We start from the raw sequence: 20,507 nt of genomic DNA on the forward strand, positions 1-20,507 counted from the left end.
ATACACCTCTTTTGATAGCACTACTCTACGTATTCCGTGAAATCTACGTTTTCCACGATCCAGCGCTTGCGCGGATCCACCTTATCGCCCATCAAAGTGGACACCCTGCGTTCAGCCTTGGCTGCATCCTCTATCTGAACGCGTAACAAGGTGCGTGAATCGGGATTCATCGTTGTTTCCCATAACTGATCAGGGTTCATTTCCCCAAGTCCTTTATAGCGCTGAAGCTCAAAATTTCGTCCAAATTCTTTTAAATAATTATCAAGTTGCTCGTCAGTCCAAGCATAACGCACCGTTTCGAGCTTACCAGACTTTCGAGTTATTTTATACAATGGCGGTTGAGCAATAAATATGCGTCCTGCATCAATAAGCTCTTTCATGTACCGATAAAAGAAAGTCAACAACAGCACTTGAATGTGTGCACCATCTGTATCTGCATCGGTCATAATGATGATTTTGGAATAATTGCTGTCTTCCAGCGAAAACTCTGTTCCTACCCCCGCACCAATAGCTGCTGTAATAGCACGGTACTCATCATTCTTCATAATATCCGCCAGTTTGGATTTTTCCGGATTCATCGGCTTGCCCTTTAGCGGCAATATGGCCTGAATTTTGGAATCCCGTCCCTGCTTGGCTGATCCTCCAGCCGAATCGCCTTCCACAATAAACAACTCATTACGTGTAAAATCCTTGGACTGCGCAGGCGACAGTTTACCATTCAAATTGGAACTTTCACTGCGCTTTTTACCAGAACGCATCTCATCCCGAGCTTTACGTGCAGCTTCACGCGCTCTGGATGCTTGAACTGCCTTCTTGATCAAAGTTTGTGCTATCTGCGGATTTTCTTCCAAAAAACGCTGCATCTGCTCAGATACGATGGCATCCACTGTACTCCGTGCCGAAGCGCTACCCAGCTGATCCTTTGTCTGGCCGACAAATTCAACTTCAGCCATCTTGACACTGATTACAGCCATCATGCCCTCACGTAGATCGTTGCCCTCCAAGTTTTTATCCTTTTCTTTCAACATCACCGTTTTGCGCGCATAGTCGTTCATGACACGAGTGTAAGCGGTTTTGAATCCCGTTTCATGCGTACCTCCGCCACGTGTCGGAATGGAGTTAACGAACGAAGCAATCGTCTCTGTATAACCCGCATTGTACTGGATGGCAATCTCTACTTCAATGTCTTCTTTCTCGGCATTAAAGTGAATAACATCATGTAGCACATCCTTGCCCTCATTCAGAAAAGCAACAAACTGACTTGCGCCACCTTCATAAAAATACTCATCTGACTTTCCGCTGCGTTCGTCTTTAAGTTGAATACGAAGGCCCGAATTTAGAAAAGCAATTTCCTGAAGGCGCTCAGCCAACGTATCGTAGTTAAAATGAATGCCTGCTTGAAAAACACGAATATCCGGTTTAAATGTAATTTTCGAGCCCGTCTTGTTAGTATTGCCCAGCACTTCAAGGCCTGTGGTCGGTTCCCCGACATGCTCCACGCCCTTCTTGTCCTGCCAATATTCAAACCGCTGACGGTGAATCTTGCCGTCCCGGTAAATTTCTACTTCAAGCCATTCCGAAAGAGCGTTCGTTACAGATGCACCTACACCGTGCAGACCCCCGGACTTTTTATATCCCGAACCGCCAAACTTGCCTCCGGCGTGCAAAATGGTGAATACAACCTGAGGCGTAGGAATTCCCGTTTTGTGCATTCCTGTAGGAATACCGCGCCCGTTGTCTGATACCGTAATGGAACCGTCCTTATGCATTGTAATATCAATGCGAGAGCAAAACTTGGCGAGATGTTCATCCACCGCGTTGTCTACAATTTCCCATACCAAATGATGCAGTCCCGAAGAACTGGTGCTCCCGATGTACATGCCCGGCCGTTTGCGAACTGCCACAAGCCCTTCGAGCACTTGAATGTCGTCCGCGCCATATTCTGAAGCTCCGCTTTGTGTGCCGGACACTCCCGCAGACAAGTCGATTTTGTCGACCATTCATGCTCCCCCTTTGTCTAATCGTAACCGTGTTTTGCCTTATTCTTGATGATTTTCACCAAAAATGCAAACAGATGTTTTCTTTTACCTTGTCCATTTTAATTCAATATATCCCGTTTCGTAAAGACGGCGAATGAAACAATCAATGCCGCAGCCCCCCAAATGCCCAGTACAGCTAAAGAAAAGGGTAAGGTCATTCCCTCAATCGGGGCGGGGCTTCCAGATAAATAATCGGTTAATTCGAGGTTAACCATAAATAAATATTTAGCACTCTGCCAAGATGAAGCCATGTTTGTCAAAATAGTGCCCGAAATAAGCGCAGCCATCATGACCACGATACTTGCCGCCGTACTTCGTACCAGGACAGATACCATAAAGGCTAACGAAGCTACCACAAGACTGACAAACCAGATCAATCCGGCTTGCAGCATCAGATAATGCCATTGTGGAATCGCGTGTACAGCAGACAAATCCACCGTCGATCCCACAATTTGAAATCCGGTAAATACCGGAACATTAAAACCGCGAAAACCAAAAAACAAGCCTGATATGAGATAGCTAATTATAAATACAGCCAAAATGATGAGCGAAACGAACATATACAATGTCAACAGCTTGCTCAGCAGTATTTTCCACCGCCTGACTGGGCGAGTCAGCAACATTTTTATGGTGCCTGTCGTCCGTTCTCCTGAAACTAAGTCGGAGGCAATGGCCATAATCAACAGCGGAACGAACAGATTTATGGAATTATCCATAAACTCTCTGGTAAAGGTGACGCCACTTGGCTCATTAGGATTCACGTCATTTTCCAGATAATATTGCATCTGCTGCACAAAAACCCGACGATAGGTCTTCCATTCCTCGGGAACCCGGTCACTTCCCAGCGAGTTTTGATTATCAGTAATCGCCTGACGTAGTTCGAGCCGCCAATCATTGCCGAATTTTTCGCGATTGTTTTCTGCCACTTTCATCTGAGCGTACGTAAAAATCGGCACAAGCACAAGTAAAACAAGCAAAATGACATAAAATCGTTTCTTCTTGATAATTTTGAGCGTCTCATTTTGTACGAGCGGTAAAATGTTATTCAAGTATCTCACCTTCCGTCATTTTCAGGAATAGCTGCTCCAGTGTAGGGTTGATTTTGGTTACACCTTTAACGGAAATACCGGAAGCCGTCATTTGTGTCACCAGCTCCGCAATATGCTCTTCATCCATTTCTGTAAAAATTGCATCGGCTCCGCTGCCTGCAACAATGCTGTCATCAATTAATTCATCGGCGTTCGTAATCATTTGCACATGCGGAGAATTTTGCAATATGGCAAGACCCTGATCACGAGGCTCCAGTTGCCATACTGCCATGTGCGAGTGCGTCTCAACCAGTTCCCGCACACCACCTACAGCTAGCACCTTTCCTCGACTTATAATTGCCACCCGATCACATAGCAGCTGGATTTCGCTGAGCAAATGGCTGGAAACAAATACAGCCATGCCTTCTGCCGCTAGCAAACGGATAAAAGCTCTCATTTCCTTGATCCCCTTGGGGTCTAACCCGTTCGTCGGTTCATCCAAAATGAGTAATTTCGGTCTACCTAGCAAGGCTTGGGCTATACCAAGGCGCTGGCGCATTCCGAGAGAATACGTACTTACTTTATCATGGATACGGCGATCGAGCCGAACCAGCTCAACGACTTCGCGGATACGCTGCTCGTCTACACCAGGCTGCATACGGGCAAAATGCTCTAAATTCTCCCACCCTGTCAGGTAGCTGTACACCTCTGGATTTTCCACAATAGAACCAATATGCCGTAAAGCCTGCTCAGGGTCACGATTTACATTATGACCACAGACGGTAATCGTCCCTTCCGTAGGCTTAATTAAATCGACCAGCATACGAATAGTCGTCGTTTTCCCAGCCCCATTAGGACCGAGAAATCCGAAAATTTCACCCGCACGAACGTCGAATGTTACATCATGAATGATCATTTTGCGTTTGATACGTTTCTTAACGTGCTGAACAGAGAGAACTGTTTCGTTATTGTTTCTGTCTCTGCCTACGCTGCCAACCTGATTGGCGGAATGGAAACTGGACAATGCATCCCTTGATGTCGAATTTTCGGTTATTCCAGCCTCAGTCTTGTCAGCAGATTGGATACTCATTGCTTGTTTCCTCCCTTTTTCACTTCAGCGGGTTGGCTGCTTGTAGACTGTTGTTCATTATCCACTTTATCGGCATCCTTCGTGTTTGCAACTGCAAACCCTTGCGCGATACGTTCAGCGATTGCCTGATAGCCCTGTCCGTTTGGATGAAAATGATCGGATGATAAATAGACGGGCAAATTTTGCTGGAATAAATCGAAAGTTGGAACCAGAGTCATATTGCTGTTTTGGTTGGTAATTGCCATAGCAGCCAGATTCCATTCCGTTACCACAAGATTACCGGGAATTTTCATTTCCTTCAGATCACTGAATGGATTATATAATCCGACATAGATAATTTTAGCGTTCGGATTGATTTTCCCTACCTTTGTCAGCACTTTTTGCAGACGTTTGGCGGCATCAGGCACAGCTTTACGCAAACCACTGAGTGTAGGCGGCTCTTTGCCAGTTTGGGCAGCCTGAGCCCCCTGAAATAAATCATTTCCGCCAATCGAGACAATAATAACGTTAGCCTTTTTCAACACATAAGAAACACCAGGCTCATCCAGCTTGGTCAATAGTCCTTGAGTCGTCAGTCCATTAATCCCCAGATTATTTATGAGCTGAGCCTTATGGCCTTCCTGATTATTTAACAAGCTCACCGACCGACGCACAAAACCACTTCCGGAGTCATCCCCCGTGCCTTTGGCTAGCGAATCTCCAATGGCAGCTACCCGAAACTCTCCCGTCTGATTAGTAGCGGATGGCGCAGTTTGTGTCTGCGATGGACCGGAATGTACAGGTTGAGTGCTAACCATTGGCTCTGGAGCCGTGATACTTTGTACTGCTGTAATAAATCCGTACAATAATAGCAATGTGGCGGCAGTGGAAACGGGACCGACAGACCGCCAAATCCATTTTGATGAATTCACTCGTGTTCCCTCCTGATAGCTTAGTGAAATAAACATAAAGCTTCTCATATCATTTTGCAAATAAACCGTTCGGATAAAAGCGCAATAAATGCTTAGAGTCAAATATAATTTCCCATGAACATGCAAAAAAAGGATGGCAAATGGCCATCCTTATACTATACTTTCTTGTGCGAACGGTTGTTCTTCTCATCTCTAATCAGACGAATCAAACTATTTGCTATCAGGGATAAAACTTTTGATCCATTGTCCAAAACTGCTCGGATTTCGACTTTGTATCAGTACCGTTCCTTCACCGCGAAAGCGGCATACAAGTGCTTCTCCACTCGTTACGCTGGACAACCAGCCTTTAGATGCTTTTTCAATTTTATAATCCATATAATCCGGCCATGCCACCAGATGAGCATTATCAATAATACGCTCCTCTCCTGGCGCGATATAAATGGGATGAATGGCTCCATAAGAGGACAGGAATACCGTACCTCGACCACTGATTTCTACGATAAAAAAACCTTCACCGGAGAATAAACCTTTCATCAGGTTTTGCATTTTGGTGCTAACCTCAATGCCTTCCGTACAAGCCAGAAAACCGTCCTTTTGGACGAACAGCCTATACGTGCCATCCAGTTCCACCGCTTGTACATCACCTATACTAGCAGGGGCTAACAACACCTCAGCCGGTCCCCGGGCTGCCCTCAGTTCTTGAAAAAAGAATTTTTCTCCGCTCAGCATTCTGCCTAAACCACGTAACAGTCCACCATCTACCGTCCCCTTTATATCTACACTGGAAGACATGGAAACCATCGCTCCCATTTCTGCTTTAATCATTTCCCCGGGGTTCAACTGCACCTTGAGCATAGCAAAGGCACCTTCATGCACGATTTCGTAGCTCATTTGTTCACCTGGCTTTCCATAAGTAGTCTGCTATCCATTCAACTTGCTGCTATCATACTATAAATACGTCCCTTATGTCTTTTCTGGTATAAAGCAATGGTTATGCCACTGGAGGATTAAGAGACACCAAAAGACCCGCTGAACGTGTCAGCGGGTCTCTAGATTAACGTCACGTCACTATCTTTTCGTAGCAGCGACAAACGTTGGGAACGTATTTACTATCATCTTAGTTACGTGTGAACTCTTGTACCCAATACCCATTGTAGTAAGCCACACCGATTTGTGTAAACTCTGCCTTCAAAATATTCTCACGATGTCCCTGACTGTTCATCCAGGCTTTCATCACTTCTTGTGGTGTTTGTTGTCCCATAGCAATATTCTCACCCGCATACGTATAAGTTACACCGAATTTTTTCATCATATCAAATGGTGAACCATAGGTCGGTGATGTATGGGAAAAGTAGTTGTTCGTACTCATATCCTTCGCCTTGACTAAGGCTACTTCTGTAAGCTTCGCATTCGATGCGAGGGGCTTGAGACCTTTTTGGCTGCGCTCGTTATTTACAAGCTTTACAACCTCAGCTGCAAATTGGGACTTGCTGAGTTGTGCATCCGTACCTGCAGACTGACCCGCGCCTGAGTTTGTGTTTTGTTTTTGGGTCTGTTGCTTGGTACCCGACTGCGAAGCCTTTTGGCCATCCTGTTTGGTTGTTGTTTGTTTGCCGGATGAAGGATTTGCTGTTTTGTTTTTAGCCTTGTCTTTTTCAGAAACATCCTTAATTACGCTCTTTGTTATCGTAGTCGTCCCGTTAGACATATTGACGGTATATCCATTATTTTGAAACCATTGTTGCAGTTGGGCAGTCAAATCGTCAGCTGGTGAAGCTGATGCCGGAACGATGAATCCTGCGGATAAAATGGCGCTAAGACTTCCCATCACCAGTGTTTTTTTCAACATATTCTTCATTTCGTCATCTCCTTGTTGTATAAATGCCTTGGTGTGAACGCGTCTGGTTACAACTTTGTAATCTTTACTCTAGCAGTATATCATGTTTTATAGCAGGATCAATGGTATAAAAGTTGGAAAAAAAATAGCCCCGCTCGGAATTGACCCATGCGGAACTAAGTTAAAAGTAGTGAGGCTTTAAGTATTAGATTGTCTTGTTATAGGCTGATTATCTAAGCTTTTTGCTGAAACGGTAGCCTTGCTTTTCAAAGCCGATTCGATTGTAGAATGCTCGGGCCTCTACTTGTTTGATGCGGTTATTCGCTCCGGTAATGAATAAATGATAGCATCCTTGCGCACGTCCCCACTCCTCACCACAAGCCACCAGGCGCTTGCCAATGCCCTCGCCGCGATACTCCCCGCTCACGACCAGCATGGTGATTTGTACGGCAGGATCAGGATAAGCCAAGCTTTGAGCCGTATGCATGCCGATTACTCCGACAACACGACCATCCATTTCTGCAACCATCATATTCGCTTGACTGTCCTCCCGCGCTGTTCCCATAACTTCTTTCATTACACCACAAGTCATCGGGTATCCGACTTCTCTTAGTAGTCCAGTTACGGCTTCGCAATCGCCAAGCTCTACGGAACGAATTGTCAGTACTGGAATCATCACATTGTTAGACATGATTTACCTCCACTTTCAGCATATTAGCAGCTTCTTTGGCCGTCTTCCGTGCTGTTTCCACATCTTCTGCAGCGCTAAGCGCTACAGCCATCCGGCGTCCCGGCTTGGTTTCAGGCTTCCCGAACACTCGCACCTGTGTCCGGGGTAGCAATAATGCATCATGCAGACCGCTTATTACAAAATCCCGCGTAGTCACTTCTGCCTTCAAGGTAGCTGAAGCTCCTGATGTAAGCAGCGTGACGGATAGCACCGGGAATCCGAGAATAGCCCGCACGTGAAGCGCAAATTCCGACAAATCCTGCGTGATCATGGTTACCATTCCTGTATCATGCGGACGAGGGGATACTTCACTGAATATGACGCCATCAGCTGTTAAAAATAGCTCTACGCCAAACAATCCGTAACCACCCAGTTCATCCGTAATCGTACGGGCAATGTCTTCCGCCTCCGAAAGCTGCTTGTCCGTCATGCCATGAGGCTGCCAGGATTCGACATAATCCCCATCTTTCTGAATGTGGCCAATCGGTGGGCAAAAAGTCGTACCCGAAACCGATCTGACGGTCAATAAAGTGATCTCGCTCTCAAACGGGACAAAAGCTTCAACAATGACACGTGTTGTTTTGGCACGCGCGCCTTCCAGCGCCGTATTCCAGCAGGATTCTGCATCTTCGAGTGCCCGGCATACAGACTGCCCTTTACCCGACGAACTCATCAAGGGCTTGACCACACATGGCGTGCCCAACTCATGAACCGCCGACCGCAACTGCTCAAAGTTATCAGCAAAACGATAAGCAGCAGTCGGAAGCTGTAATTTCTCGGCAGCCAGCCTGCGGATACCTTCCCGGTCCATCGTAAGACGGGCGGCACGGGCCGTTGGTACTACGTGAAATCCTTCTTGCTCTAATTCTTCCAAAGCACCCGTAGCAATAGCTTCGATTTCAGGTACAATTATGTCGGGCTTTTCCTTACGAATTAGTGCCTTCAACGCCTCAGCATCCTGCATATCCAGACAGTGAGAGCGATGGGCCACCTGCATTGCTGGAGCCAGTTCATAGCGATCTACAGCAATACATTCCACGCCAAGCCGCTGAGCTTCAATAATGACTTCTTTTCCCAATTCGCCGCTACCCAGCAGCAGCATCTTCTTAGCCTTGGCAGAAAAAGGAGCACCCCACATCTTGAACTCTTCCCCCTCTGACGAAATTGCTCTGATCTCTTTTCATCTTTATTTTCAGGGTTTAGCTCCAAGAATGCAATAGTGCTCGGCATTAAAATTTACAAAAAACGCGATTTTTTGATCTTTTTTTTACAAAAATCTGAACTGTGCTTCCACCAGCCCCCGATATATTCCATGTTTTTTCATCAATTGTTCATGATTACCACTTTCTTGGATTTCCCCATGATCCAGTACAACGATATGATCAGCATTACGGATGGTGGACAAACGGTGAGCGACCATAAAAGAAGTTCTGCCTTCCAGTAAAACCTGAAGAGCCTCCTGAATTTTCAACTCCGTTTCCGTATCAATACTGGCTGTGGCCTCATCCAGAATAAGAATTCGCGGATTAGCCAGCAAGGCACGAGCAAAGGATAAGAGCTGTCGCTGGCCCATGGACAGCATTCCCCCCCGCTCCTCTACCTCTGTTTCATAGCCAGCTGGCAAGTGAACAATGAATTCATGAGCATTGACCGCCTTCGCAGCCGCTTCAATTTCCTCATCCGTTGCATCCAAACGGCCAAATCGAATATTATCACGGATCGTCCCCGAAAAAATAAATGTATCCTGAAGTACGATGCTAATCTGGCTTCGCAAGCTCTCCACCGTGACATCACGCACATCATGACCGTCAATCGTAAGCCGCCCTGACGTAATGTCATAAAAACGGCTTAGCAGATTAATAATTGTACTTTTACCTGATCCGGTATGACCCACAAGCGCTATAGATTGACCCGCCTCGACAGAAAGATTAATACCTTTAAGCGCCTGACGTCCCTTTTCATACTCAAAAATGACCTTTTCAAATTGGATGTCTCCCCGAATGGGCGGCAAGGCTATTGCTCCCGGTTTGTTTGCAATATTCGGCTGTTCATCCATAAACTCAAAAATTCGTTCTGACGAAGCCATCGCAACCAGTAACTGATTATACATTTGGCCCAGCCGATTAATCGGCTCCCAAAAGTTCCCAACATAGTTAGCAAACGCAACCAGTAGTCCCACCGTAAGTTGGTCTGTCTGAATTAAATGCGCTCCAAACCAAAACAGCACAAGCGTACCAAATCCCCCGGTAATATCAATAAGTGGGCCAAAAACCTGATTCATGGCAGAAGCCTTATCCCACGATTTTTTGCTAGAGCTGTTCATGTCGTCGAAATAAGCCATGTTTTCCTGCTCCTGCGTATACGCTTGTGTCACACGAATGCCCTGAATAGACTCATTCAAATGAGAGTTGATACGCGAGTTCTTCATACGCACTTCTTGCCAAGCGCGACGGATGCGAACGCGCAGCTTGGTCGAGATCAAAAACATGATCGGAACAGTGACAATTACCGCTAAACCGAGCTTCCAGTTAATAAGCAGCAAAATGACAATAATTCCGATAAGCTGTACGCAGTCAATCAGGACATTCACTGCACCGTTCGTAAATAGATCCTGTAGCGAGTTAATGTCGTTCGTCACGCGCACTAATACAGAACCTGCCGGTCTCTTATCAAAAAAGTTAAAAGATAGCTTTTGAATATGCTTGAACAAATCTTCACGCAAATCGTAAATAACCCGTTGACCGATAATATTGGTGAATTTAATGCGGTACGTGCTGGCTGCCCATTGAATTAAATATAACAAGAGCACGGCACCCGTGATGAGCAACAGCAACTTTACGCTGGGCAGTGCAGGCCATGCGGGAGCAATTGCTTTATCAATGGCCAGACTGATCAAATAAGGAACGGTCAGCTTGGTAATGGTGCCGAGAATCATCATGACCAGAAGGATCGGCAAAATCTGACGGGCATAAGGCTTCATGTATGCCAACAAACGTTTGAATTCTGACCAGTTAAACGGTTTGTCAATGACATCATCATCTTGATAGACAAAGCGCTCATTCGTTGGTTTTTTTAACGGTTTGACTTTTTCTGTGGGTATATTCATGGTCTCACCTGCCCTTCGGATACACCGTCTGGAGCCTGAGCTATGTAATCGGCGTATTGAATATGATACACATCCTGATATGGACCTGGAGTAGCAATGAGCTGTTCATGTGTTCCACGCTGAACGATTCGTCCTTCCTCAAGCACCACAATTTCATTAGCATGACGAAGCGAAGAGATTCGATGAGCGATTATGAATGTTGTTCGACCACGCATAACCTCTTGAAAACCGGTCTGTATTTCATGCTCTGTTTCCATATCGACCGCACTGGTAGCATCATCCAGAACCAGAATCTTCGGATTTTTGAGTAGTGCGCGCGCGATGGCGATCCGTTGTTTCTGTCCTCCGGACAGTCCCAATCCACGTTCTCCGACGACAGTGTCATATCCCAGCGGTAGTTCAGTTATGAATTCATGCGCCTGAGCCAGTTTGGAAACACGTATGATGTCATCCATACTGACATGACTTAAACCATATGAAATATTGTTGCGTATAGAGGACGAAAACAAAAACGTCTCCTGAAACACGGAAGAAATTTGAGCACGCAAATCGCGAATCTTTAAGTGACGTATATCCTTGCCATCCAACTTGATACTTCCTGCATTCACATTATAAGCGCGCATGAGTAATTGAATAATGGTAGACTTCCCTGACCCCGTTCCTCCTAAAATTCCAATGACTGATCCTGGCGGTGCGTCTAAATTGATGTCAACAACAGCAGGAAGCTTATTTCCGTAAGCAAAGGTAACATGTTCAAACGTAACATGTCCTTCCACCTGATCGGCATCGAGTGTAAGTGCTCCGGCTTCATCGGTTACATCTATGGACTGATTTAGCAGTTCCAAGACCCTTTCACCAGAAGCTTTGGACTGCGTATAGTTATTGATATGAAAGCCAATGCTCCAGATGGGGCCGATAATATACCAAATTAAGCTAAAGAAAGCGACGAGCTGCCCCAAGGTCATTGACTTCTGAATAACCAGATACCCCCCCATGCCCAACAGAAGGACCACACTGACAGAAGCAATCAGTTCCATAGCGGGGAAAAACCGACTCCATAAGGAAGCAGCCTGAATTTGATTACTCTTGTATTGTTCATTACGTACTGAAAATTTCTCAACTTCATAGGATTCGCGGGCAAAAGATTTGACGGTTCGCACACCTGTTATATTTTCTTGGACCGCTGTCGTCAAGGCGCTAAGGGCAATCCGCATTTCCTGAAAGGTGGGATGAATCCGGGATTCAAACTTGAATGTGACGAAGAGCAGCAATGGCATGCTGATCATCGTAATGAGGGTGAGCTGCCAGTTAATATACAGCATCATCATAGAGCCGAATACGACCATCAGTAGCACATTGAGGAGTTGGGCAAAACCAAACCCAATAAAGTTACGAATTGCCTCCAAATCACCAGTCAGTCGGGACATGAGATCACCCGTTTTGGCCGTGTCATAATATCTGAAGGACAGAAATTGCAGCTTTTCGTAACAAGCATTGCGGAGTCGGTACGCCAGATAGTTACCTAGCCGTCCACCAAAAAAACCATGTAAAAATTGCATGAACCCTTTGATGATGACTACTCCCAGCACAGTCAGAGCCAGCGCCGGGACTTTCCCGAAGTCACCGGGAATGATAGCGTTATCAATGAGCCTTTGAAGCAGGTTCGGATACACCAGTCCCAGAGCCGTCGCTATCGCAAGGCATAAAATAGAAAGAAACAGATAGTGTCTCCTCTCGCGAAAAAAAACTTGCAGTTGCCTGAGCACTTCCATGTCAATGTCCCTCCATTAGTTGCACGACGTTGTTATATGGCTTAGTGAAGTTTACCATTCGCGTTCCAAGGCGGCAAAGAGGATAACGAGCCGTATTCAGGCAGGTTATCAATTGGTGGGTGATTAGACAAATTAAATCGCTTTCTTATTATTGAATATGGCTATTTACTCAGTATTGCTTTCTTTTTGGAGCATGCATAAAACACCGGGTTGTCCCACAACCCGGTGTCCTGAACTTAAATAAATGGTGTACTTATTTATCTTTACTCCAAAGCCGCAATCTTGCCAGCAAGCTCTTCCCAAACCTGTGGCTGCTCACCGCCCATAAGCGCATGCTCCATGCCACGAGTCGTCTCCAGCATTTGCTCTCGAAGCTGAGCTTTCTGCCACGTTTGCTCCTCCTGCATCAGCGTAACGTAAAAAGAAGACATTCGTTCTCGTTGCTGATCCACAACTTCCCCGATTTGCTCGCGTAATATCGGCTCCAGTTTGGTTTGTAGATTTGCTCGACCAGTTCCTTCAAAGAATAGCTTTGGATTTTTAAAGCTATTCCAATAATCCTTCCAATGAATGGACTCCTGCAGGGAAATTTCATTCAGCTCGGGAACAGCCCATTTTCTGGATTCAGGAATTGTGCAATCTAGTCCTGGCAACTGATGGTTCATGTGTTCTACGCATTGTTGTATAGCCTTGTGCACCAAAATTTGGCCCGTTTTTTCCAACCGGAGTGTGGTTGCCAGTAATTCCTGTGACAGCTCCAGTTCAATTAAACGCATCAGCTCACGACCACAAGATGCAAAAGCCGAGCGAAGATCACCTACTCCTTCACGTAGAACAGATGGATGAAACGCCTCTGCCATAAATTCTCCAATCCGATAGGACAGCCTTTGACGTACATGATACAGCAGTTCATCGGTTTCGCCCGATAACACAGATACACCATTGCTGTCAGTCAGGCCTAGGAGCGTATGCTCCAATTCCCCACGGATGCGAGTTAATCGCTCTAATCGGATCTCACGTTCTTCCACGCTATACCGGGCTTCGGCTGCATGTTGCTCTATGCGGTTCCGCAGCCGGGCCAGTTCCTGCATAGCAGAAGCAATGGACAAACCTGCCAGCTCTTCGGCTGCAAATGCCGAGAAATCATCTTCAAATGCATCAAAACGTGAAGCTGAACGCAGCGAAGCCTCTCCCTGTTCGGCAGCTTCCAACGCCAGCATACTGGAAAGCGGATAAATACGTGGCTTTCGGATACCATTCGCCTGTAGTTGTTCCTGTACATGCCGGGTAACAGAATGAAGTTCTTCTTCAGAAGAAGCCAGATCTGATGCATTCACAATAAAAAACGTCTGATCCAGCGCCAAGGTCTCTTTGACTCGACCTAATTGATTCAGGAACTGCCGATCTCCTTGCGTAAACGCATGGTTATAATATGTGACAAATACTAGAGCGTCCGCATGCTTCATATAGTTGAAGGTTACGCCTGTGTGCCGTGCATTCACAGAATCCGCTCCAGGCGTATCCACTAGCACGATGCCCTGACGGGTCAGAGCGCAATCATAATAAAGGTCGATATGCTCCACAAAGCATGATTTGTGCTCAGACGCAACAAAATCCCGATACTGCTCTAAATCCACCTGAAGCTGTTGTCCCAGCAAGTTTTCAGCTTCTTCCCATCCCGCTGCGGCAGCCTTCAAAAAACTATAATGAGGCCTACCCGCAGGATGGATGCCTTCCGGAGATAAAGCATGAACGGCTTCTTGCCAGCCCGCTGCCGCTGGCTCCCCCAATCCTAATAGCCGAAATGAGTATTTAAGATCTTCCCGCAACGCGTCCACTGATTTCATATGGACGTCAGCCGTGGCATGGCGCTCAGCACTTGCAGGCGCCATTATGCGGTTAATCGCCGCTGTCGTCGGATGCGGTGATACGGGCAACACAGCTTCACCCAGCAAAGCGTTGGCGAAGCTAGATTTCCCAGCGCTGAACGCTCCGAACAGCGCCAGCGTAAACTGCCCACCCTCCAGCGCAGCGGCGCGGGCATGTAAATCCCGTACCGCCGTTTGCATGGCAGGGTATGGGCTTACCAGGGCAGCGGCAGCCTTCAATCGGGCCGCTGCTGCATCCAGCCGCGTGCGGCGGCCTCCGGCGGCAGGCTGTGCTGCCGCCATTCCTGCTAGCGGCTGCGCCGATGCGTTGCGCGAGCCAGCAATGGCGGGCCGTGCAACGCCCGTTGGTGCCGCAGCTGGCGAGGCAGCGCCGGTATCGGACGCAGGTGCAGGCGCGTCCGCACGGGGCAACCCGCTTGGCGCGGAAGCCTGAGGCAGCAAGCTGCGCAGCAGGCTGGCGTGCGAAGCCGAGGCTTGCACGCGGGTGCTGTAGCGGCTCGCCGCGTCCGCCTGCGCCAACAGCGCAGTGCGTGCATCCGCGAGAGCCGCGCGGCGGGTTTCGGCTCGCACTGCAAGCTGGGCCAGCAGCTGGTCTACCAGCGTTAGTGCCTTACGGCGGCAATCGGTGGTCACAGCAGCGCGTAGATCCTTGCAATAGTTCAACGTATACTCCGGCGACAACGCATTTTCCTTCACCATCTGCTCTACCAGTTGCCGGTCCGTCACAGGACGGATGTCATCCAGCTCCTGCTCCATTGCAGGGGACCACAAACCCTGACCGTCACCCCAAGATCTCAGTAACTCACGCACATGAGGAATTAGTTGACCCTCCACCTGATCAGTCAGCATTCCTGTCAGCCGATCCAAACGGCGTTTCTTTTCTCGCCCAGTCTTCCCTCCAGCAAACCATAGCCCTGTTTTGAAGCCCGGCTTGCGGCTCTCTAAGTATTCGCCTGCGGCTTCACGTAGCTCCGCTGGCGTCAAATGTGCGTGTTCCAGTAGATGATCCAGCTCTTGACGCAGTCGTTTACGCTCCTGCTCCGGAAGCATCTTCCAGTGTTCATCTTCTTGCTGCAAGGTTTTCTGCTCTATATCCAGGCGCAAAATGGCTTCTTCTCCACCTGCTTCTTTTAGCAGTGTGTTCAGTTCCTCTTCTTCAGCTGCCTGCACAGTCTCCACATGTTGCTCTACCAAATGGTGCATAGAGGACACTAAACTGTATGCCAAAAGCTCTGTTTTTCGCTCCAGCAATTTCGGAATCAGGTGCGTCAACTGTTTCCACTGGTTCCATGGATGATTCTGCTCCTTCAAGGAAGTAAAAAGGATATCCGTATAATGAACCTGCCAGGCATGGAAGCTCGTCTCCACCTCATTACGATAACGTGTAAATGAAAGCTCTCGCTCCCGGTGTTTATCGATTTGATTGATGATCAAATATAACGGCTTGCCCCAATCCGACAAACTTTTGGCAAAGGACAAATTATTTTCAGATTGGACATGGTTGTAATCCATCACATAAAAAACAATATCTGCCCAATGTAAAGCAGAATGTGTCGCCAGCGCATGTCCCTGGTCTGTAGAATCTACGCCTGGTGTATCCAGCAACACTCCTCCGCTTGCTAATATCGGAACATCTTCCCACACTTGAACCGATTCATAGGCTCCACCATTTTTACAATACTCAGCAAGCTCGGAGAGGGAGGCTTCCATGATTTCCGACTCTGGATTTTCCGCTGATTTGGCTGTATGAATGAGCGCTCTCGGACGCCCATAACGGATGGACACTACATTAGCACTCGTAGGCACAGGTCCAGATGGCAGCACGGTTTTACCACACAGGCTGTTAATCAAGCTCGATTTCCCCGCTGAAAAATGTCCACAAAAGGCAATGGTCAGCTCCTGCACATATGCTTTTTCCAGCAGATCACCTATCGCCTTTGCTCCCGCTTCGTCCCCGGCTTTACGCAATGTATTCTGTATCTGTTCTATCGTATCCAACCACTTTCCCGCATCGCCTGTAATCGTTTGCATCATAAGCTACGGTTCCACTCCTTATCACTTGTCTGCACCAAATAGCTATATTGTAGCATTCCTAAGCCGTTGTGAGAATCATCACATCAAAAAAACTAAACAGCGCTCCCCGCCAGTACCTGGCTCTAGGGAACGCTGTTTTTGTACATGATAATAATAAGTTCATTTTATTCTGTCCAAAACGGATCATTAGGAATAAGTATTAAGGCAACCGAATGCATTTCATCAAAGTTCCCCTTAAAGGACAACGACGAAGCAGTTATGTATACAACGGGTGAGCCTACTCATCACGTACATTCACCTTTTGGAACATGGGGAACGCGATACCATAATTCAGGGTGCAAAATGTATGCACACTTCATTGGAATCAGGCTCTAGCCATATCAGGATGGTCTGCAAGGTTCATGTATAATGCGCCTTCGGGCTGGTTAAACCAGCCGAGCCGCCTACACCGGAACATGCAACGCATGTCGTCCGCTAATTGAACTTAATTGGCTGCAGTCTCAAGCACTGGCAGCAAAATTTCAAATACTTGACCATGCTGTAAAATCGTAATCCCACGGGATTTGTCCTTCATTACGACCACTTCTGGCTTTTGTGACATACGCTCCAGATAATGCTCAGGTACATCACCGGAATGACTAACCGTGATTCCCTCAAGCTCGCGCTCTTCGTTTTCAGCAAATTCTGTAGTTACAATTTGCTCGAAAATATCAGAGAACGCTTCAAAATTGTCTGTATATACCGAAATGCACTTCATACTCTTCATCCTTTTCTACACATAAATGGTTAAACCCTTTGTTACCTCTGTGGGTCTTTAAGCTCTACGTTCCTTATCTTTTCTGATAAGAGACGTTTTCATACGTTTCTTGCCTTCCCTGCACACATCAAGCAACGGACATACCTGACATTGAGGATTTTGAGCTTTGCAATGGTAGCGTCCGAAAAAAATAAGCCTGTGGTGGGTCAAAGACCATTCATCCCTAGGTACCCTCTTCATCAGCTTTTTTTCCACCTCAAGCACTGAATCATCCCACCCTGCAAAACCGAGCCGTTTGGAAATACGCTCTACATGCGTATCTACCGCAATAGCTGGTACATTAAAAGCAGTAGATACTACGACGTTAGCCGTCTTGCGGCCGACACCGGCTAGCTTGACCAGTTGATCGTGCTCCGAAGGTATCTCTCCCCCGTACTGGTCTATTAAAATACGACAGAGGTTATGAATATGCTTGGCCTTGTTTCGGTACAAGCCGATTCTGCGAATATCCTGCTCCAGTTCCTCAAGAGGAACTGCCAAATAATCCTCAGGTGACTTGTATTTTTGAAACAGGTCTGCCGTTACTTTATTGACCATCTGATCGGAGCATTGAGCAGACAATAACACGGCGATCGTTAATTCAAAAGCATTGTCATGGTTCAACTCACAATGGGCATCCGGAAACATCGTACCGATGGTGTCCAATATATGACGTGCGGTTGCTGCATTCACGGAAATCCTACCTCCTACCAAAAAAAACGTCTTGATACGGGATAACCCGCATCAAGACGGTCACTCTAAATAATCATCCGGAAAGAAACGAATACTATTTGTGCATGACTGCCTGCATAGGCGAGAAATACACTCCTATATTATCATTATCTGTCACAGATTGCACGTGAAAAGTGTGTAAATCCCCAAGAAATTTTCATACCGTCTGATCGGTTAGCGACTCATGGGATGATCCAAATCTACATGTCCCATTAAGGACTCCAGAGATTGCCCATCTACGAGCAAATCCAGCGTTTTGACTTCCTTGAATTGGAACATCGTTTTCTTCAAGGCATCGATAGCCAATTCCTCGCCGCCAGCTCCCAATCGAGCCTCGTCCGGTAGGGATATATCAAAAGTCAATGCACCGTTATCCAATTTGATCTTATGCACGGAAATTTTATCGGACCACAACGGGATGAGAGCAGAATCCCCACTCTTTTGCAGAGCTTCAAACGATTTTTGCAATTTTTCCAGCTCGCTTGGATAGGTAATTTCCTTTTTCTGTTCCTTCAAGCCGTTCTCTTGTGTATCCGTATAGTAGACCGTAATCTGTTGTGTTTGTCGATCTCCTGAATTTTCCGTGTCCGTCTTGGTCTTTGTAGGCTCTGTTGACGGAGATGCAGGTGTTTGACTCGCCCCGTTATTTTCAGCAGACTCAGCCGATGAATCAGGGGTCGTCTGTTCAGGTGTACTATTTTGTGCGTTAGAAGTTTGTGTTTCCTGAGATGGAGTCGCAGGAGCCGTTGTTTGCTTAGAGGCACATCCTGCACCTGCAATGGCAAACAACGCCAGCAGACCTGCAATTACGATTTTCTTGTTCATATGTCCCCCTCCTTACTTGACGTTGGCAAGCGTTTTGTTAAAGATTTATTTTACGCCAAGATACTCTGTGATGCCATCAGCAATCCCTTGAGCTACCCGGTTTTGAAAATCTTCATCAAACAGTGTGGCTTCCTCTTTTGCATTACTCAGATATCCCACTTCAAGCAATACCGCTGGCATAGTCGTTTCCCGAATCACATGGAAATTGCCATAACGAATGCCCCGGTCTGTCAGACCCGTTGCAGGAGCAAAGTACTTATGCATAACGTTGGCGAACGCTTTGCTTGCACTACGCTGGTAATACGTCTCTGTACCGTTGGAAGCTGAGCTACCGCTGCTGTTAGCATGAATGGACACGAACACGTTAGCATTAAGGTTTTCAGCTACTTTTACGCGCTGTTTAAGCTCCAAGAATGTATCATCACTGCGTGTCAGCACAACCTCAAGATTGGGGTTCTGCTTTAATATGCTTTCTACTTTCAGAGCCATAGCCAGGTTGAAGGTCTTTTCATAATTTTTTCTCGAAACACCAACTGCACCAGCATCTTTGGCTCCATGACCAGCATCAATAACAACGACCTTTTTACCATTGCTGTTAGTTGGTGATGTCTGTGTGTCATCCGGCTGTGAGCCATCTGGTAACGTTGCGTCTGGCGTGGTATTCACTGAATCCTTGGAAGCCAAATCGACGATAACACGATTCGATCCATCATTATATGCGGTATAATTCATGGCATGTTTCAAATCAATAACAACGCGCACCGTTGAAGGTTCCTTTTGAAACAAAGCATACCGGATACCGGACACATCCGCTTCATTCTCAATGTCCAACGAACCATTTAAGTTGCTATCCAGCTTCTGCTGGTCTCCAAAATTGTCAGCAAACGCAGTCGCTGGCAAATCCACCACTACCCGATCAGGGCCTGTCATCGTAAACGCTTTCGGCTTGACGGCACTGACTGTTGTGATGGTTAAACGGTTTTGGCTGAAACTAATTCCCTGCACCTGTGTAACACCTGAGTTCGCATTATTCGTTGGCGCAGTAGCACTTCCAGTACCTGTACTGTTATTTCCAGACTTAGGAGGTGTAAATTCCCCGTTTCCAGACCCGCTACTGCGGGTATATAATTTTACGGACTTGGAGCTGCCGTCCCATTTTACGTCCAGTCCCATTTGCTCGCCGATAAAACGAAGCGGTACAAGGGCATAATTGGAACGCAGCAGAGGCGAAGCATCCAGACTAATGTCGCTTCCATTGACAGTCGCCGTCTTACTTCCGATTATCATTCGGATCGAGGTACTGTCTTTCTCAATCGTTATGGTTCGCGCCTGCTGCTTCCATGTCACGTCATATCCCAAATTTTCAGAAATTACGCGTAGCGGGACCATTGTACTTCCGCCAATTACTTGTGCCTTAGCACCACTAGGGACACTTAACTGTTGATCGTCGAGATAGATTTGTGTTCCACTCGAAGCCGCATGTCCATAACCCGGAACCGCCCACATGAAGACAAATAATAACAACAAAAAACCAAATTTCTTCATTCGTCACCCTTCCATTCATAATTTTTTTGCCACATGCTCCGGTGCGGCGACCTGATATACGCGCTTATGTAATATCAGACAACCTTTTAGACGTTATCTCACACCAAAAGTTGCGAATATATTCCATCATAACAGAAATATACGTGCCAAAGAACTACTTTTGTCGAATTTTG

The 20,507-nt window shown here is 46.8% G+C and carries 15 protein-coding genes; all 15 read right to left on the reverse strand.

The window, feature by feature from the left end; translation table 11 throughout:
• Positions 1-20: 20 nt before the first annotated feature.
• Positions 21-2,000, reverse strand: coding sequence for a DNA topoisomerase IV subunit B (gene parE / locus T3H97_RS14440; protein WP_013310617.1), 1,980 nt, complete (start codon positions 1,998-2,000; stop codon positions 21-23).
• 98 nt (positions 2,001-2,098) lie between these two features.
• Positions 2,099-3,088, reverse strand: coding sequence for an ABC transporter permease (locus tag T3H97_RS14445; RefSeq protein ID WP_013310618.1), 990 nt, complete (start codon positions 3,086-3,088; stop codon positions 2,099-2,101).
• Entirely contained in the window at positions 3,081-4,157 is a 1,077-nt protein-coding gene (locus T3H97_RS14450) for an ABC transporter ATP-binding protein (RefSeq protein ID WP_328800081.1), read from the reverse strand. The genes T3H97_RS14445 and T3H97_RS14450 overlap by 8 nt, the downstream gene beginning before the upstream one ends.
• A complete protein-coding gene (locus T3H97_RS14455; RefSeq protein ID WP_328800082.1) occupies positions 4,154-5,104 on the reverse strand; it encodes a GDSL-type esterase/lipase family protein in 951 nt (316 codons plus the stop codon). Before T3H97_RS14455 ends, T3H97_RS14450 begins: the two co-directional genes overlap by 4 nt.
• Before the next feature lie 174 nt (positions 5,105-5,278).
• On the reverse strand, positions 5,279-5,959 hold the full coding sequence (locus tag T3H97_RS14460; protein WP_013310621.1) for a TIGR00266 family protein: 681 nt from the start codon (positions 5,957-5,959) through the stop codon (positions 5,279-5,281).
• A 226-nt stretch (positions 5,960-6,185) separates the two neighbouring features.
• Positions 6,186-6,926: a CAP domain-containing protein gene (locus T3H97_RS14465; RefSeq protein ID WP_328800083.1), complete on the reverse strand. Its 741-nt coding sequence runs from the start codon at positions 6,924-6,926 to the stop codon at positions 6,186-6,188.
• Between the two features lie 208 nt (positions 6,927-7,134).
• Positions 7,135-7,596: a GNAT family N-acetyltransferase gene (locus T3H97_RS14470; RefSeq protein WP_061831569.1), complete on the reverse strand. Its 462-nt coding sequence runs from the start codon at positions 7,594-7,596 to the stop codon at positions 7,135-7,137.
• Entirely contained in the window at positions 7,589-8,773 is a 1,185-nt protein-coding gene (gene purT, locus T3H97_RS14475) for a formate-dependent phosphoribosylglycinamide formyltransferase (RefSeq protein ID WP_328800084.1), read from the reverse strand. The genes T3H97_RS14470 and purT overlap by 8 nt, the downstream gene beginning before the upstream one ends.
• Positions 8,774-8,902: 129 nt before the next feature.
• Entirely contained in the window at positions 8,903-10,741 is a 1,839-nt protein-coding gene (locus T3H97_RS14480) for an ABC transporter ATP-binding protein (RefSeq protein ID WP_328800085.1), read from the reverse strand.
• A complete protein-coding gene (locus T3H97_RS14485; RefSeq protein ID WP_029518158.1) occupies positions 10,738-12,513 on the reverse strand; it encodes an ABC transporter ATP-binding protein in 1,776 nt (591 codons plus the stop codon). The genes T3H97_RS14480 and T3H97_RS14485 overlap by 4 nt, the downstream gene beginning before the upstream one ends.
• Before the next feature lie 263 nt (positions 12,514-12,776).
• Positions 12,777-16,436, reverse strand: coding sequence for a dynamin family protein (locus tag T3H97_RS14490; protein ID WP_328800086.1), 3,660 nt, complete (start codon positions 16,434-16,436; stop codon positions 12,777-12,779).
• 484 nt (positions 16,437-16,920) lie between these two features.
• The gene (locus tag T3H97_RS14495) at positions 16,921-17,193 is read right to left on the reverse strand and encodes a hypothetical protein (protein ID WP_013310628.1); all 273 of its coding nucleotides are present in this window, start codon (positions 17,191-17,193) and stop codon (positions 16,921-16,923) included.
• 57 nt (positions 17,194-17,250) lie between these two features.
• Positions 17,251-17,925: an endonuclease III gene (nth, locus tag T3H97_RS14500; protein WP_328800087.1), complete on the reverse strand. Its 675-nt coding sequence runs from the start codon at positions 17,923-17,925 to the stop codon at positions 17,251-17,253.
• 213 nt (positions 17,926-18,138) lie between these two features.
• Entirely contained in the window at positions 18,139-18,789 is a 651-nt protein-coding gene (locus T3H97_RS14505) for a GerMN domain-containing protein (protein WP_250239189.1), read from the reverse strand.
• Between the two features lie 45 nt (positions 18,790-18,834).
• Positions 18,835-20,334, reverse strand: coding sequence for an N-acetylmuramoyl-L-alanine amidase family protein (locus tag T3H97_RS14510; RefSeq protein ID WP_328800088.1), 1,500 nt, complete (start codon positions 20,332-20,334; stop codon positions 18,835-18,837).
• Positions 20,335-20,507: the final 173 nt, after the last annotated feature.

Origin of the sequence: Paenibacillus sp. LX16, assembly GCF_036252815.1 — a bacterium.
GTDB lineage: Bacteria > Bacillota > Bacilli > Paenibacillales > Paenibacillaceae > Paenibacillus > Paenibacillus polymyxa_B.

What these genes read in the sequence shown, in the direction of transcription:
- T3H97_RS14485 (WP_029518158.1), bottom strand. Translation starts at nt 12,513, where the DNA reads ATGGAAGTGCTCAGGCAACTGCAAGTTTTTTTTCGCGAGAGGAGACAC.
- parE (WP_013310617.1), bottom strand. Translation starts at nt 2,000, where the DNA reads ATGGTCGACAAAATCGACTTGTCTGCGGGAGTGTCCGGCACACAAAGC.
- T3H97_RS14455 (WP_328800082.1), bottom strand. Translation starts at nt 5,104, where the DNA reads ATGTTTATTTCACTAAGCTATCAGGAGGGAACACGAGTGAATTCATCA.
- T3H97_RS14490 (WP_328800086.1), bottom strand. Translation starts at nt 16,436, where the DNA reads ATGATGCAAACGATTACAGGCGATGCGGGAAAGTGGTTGGATACGATA.
- T3H97_RS14480 (WP_328800085.1), bottom strand. Translation starts at nt 10,741, where the DNA reads ATGAATATACCCACAGAAAAAGTCAAACCGTTAAAAAAACCAACGAAT.
- T3H97_RS14510 (WP_328800088.1), bottom strand. Translation starts at nt 20,334, where the DNA reads ATGAAGAAATTTGGTTTTTTGTTGTTATTATTTGTCTTCATGTGGGCG.
- T3H97_RS14465 (WP_328800083.1), bottom strand. Translation starts at nt 6,926, where the DNA reads ATGAAGAATATGTTGAAAAAAACACTGGTGATGGGAAGTCTTAGCGCC.
- purT (WP_328800084.1), bottom strand. Translation starts at nt 8,773, where the DNA reads ATGTGGGGTGCTCCTTTTTCTGCCAAGGCTAAGAAGATGCTGCTGCTG.
- T3H97_RS14460 (WP_013310621.1), bottom strand. Translation starts at nt 5,959, where the DNA reads ATGAGCTACGAAATCGTGCATGAAGGTGCCTTTGCTATGCTCAAGGTG.
- T3H97_RS14505 (WP_250239189.1), bottom strand. Translation starts at nt 18,789, where the DNA reads ATGAACAAGAAAATCGTAATTGCAGGTCTGCTGGCGTTGTTTGCCATT.
- T3H97_RS14450 (WP_328800081.1), bottom strand. Translation starts at nt 4,157, where the DNA reads ATGAGTATCCAATCTGCTGACAAGACTGAGGCTGGAATAACCGAAAAT.
- T3H97_RS14495 (WP_013310628.1), bottom strand. Translation starts at nt 17,193, where the DNA reads ATGAAGTGCATTTCGGTATATACAGACAATTTTGAAGCGTTCTCTGAT.
- T3H97_RS14470 (WP_061831569.1), bottom strand. Translation starts at nt 7,596, where the DNA reads ATGTCTAACAATGTGATGATTCCAGTACTGACAATTCGTTCCGTAGAG.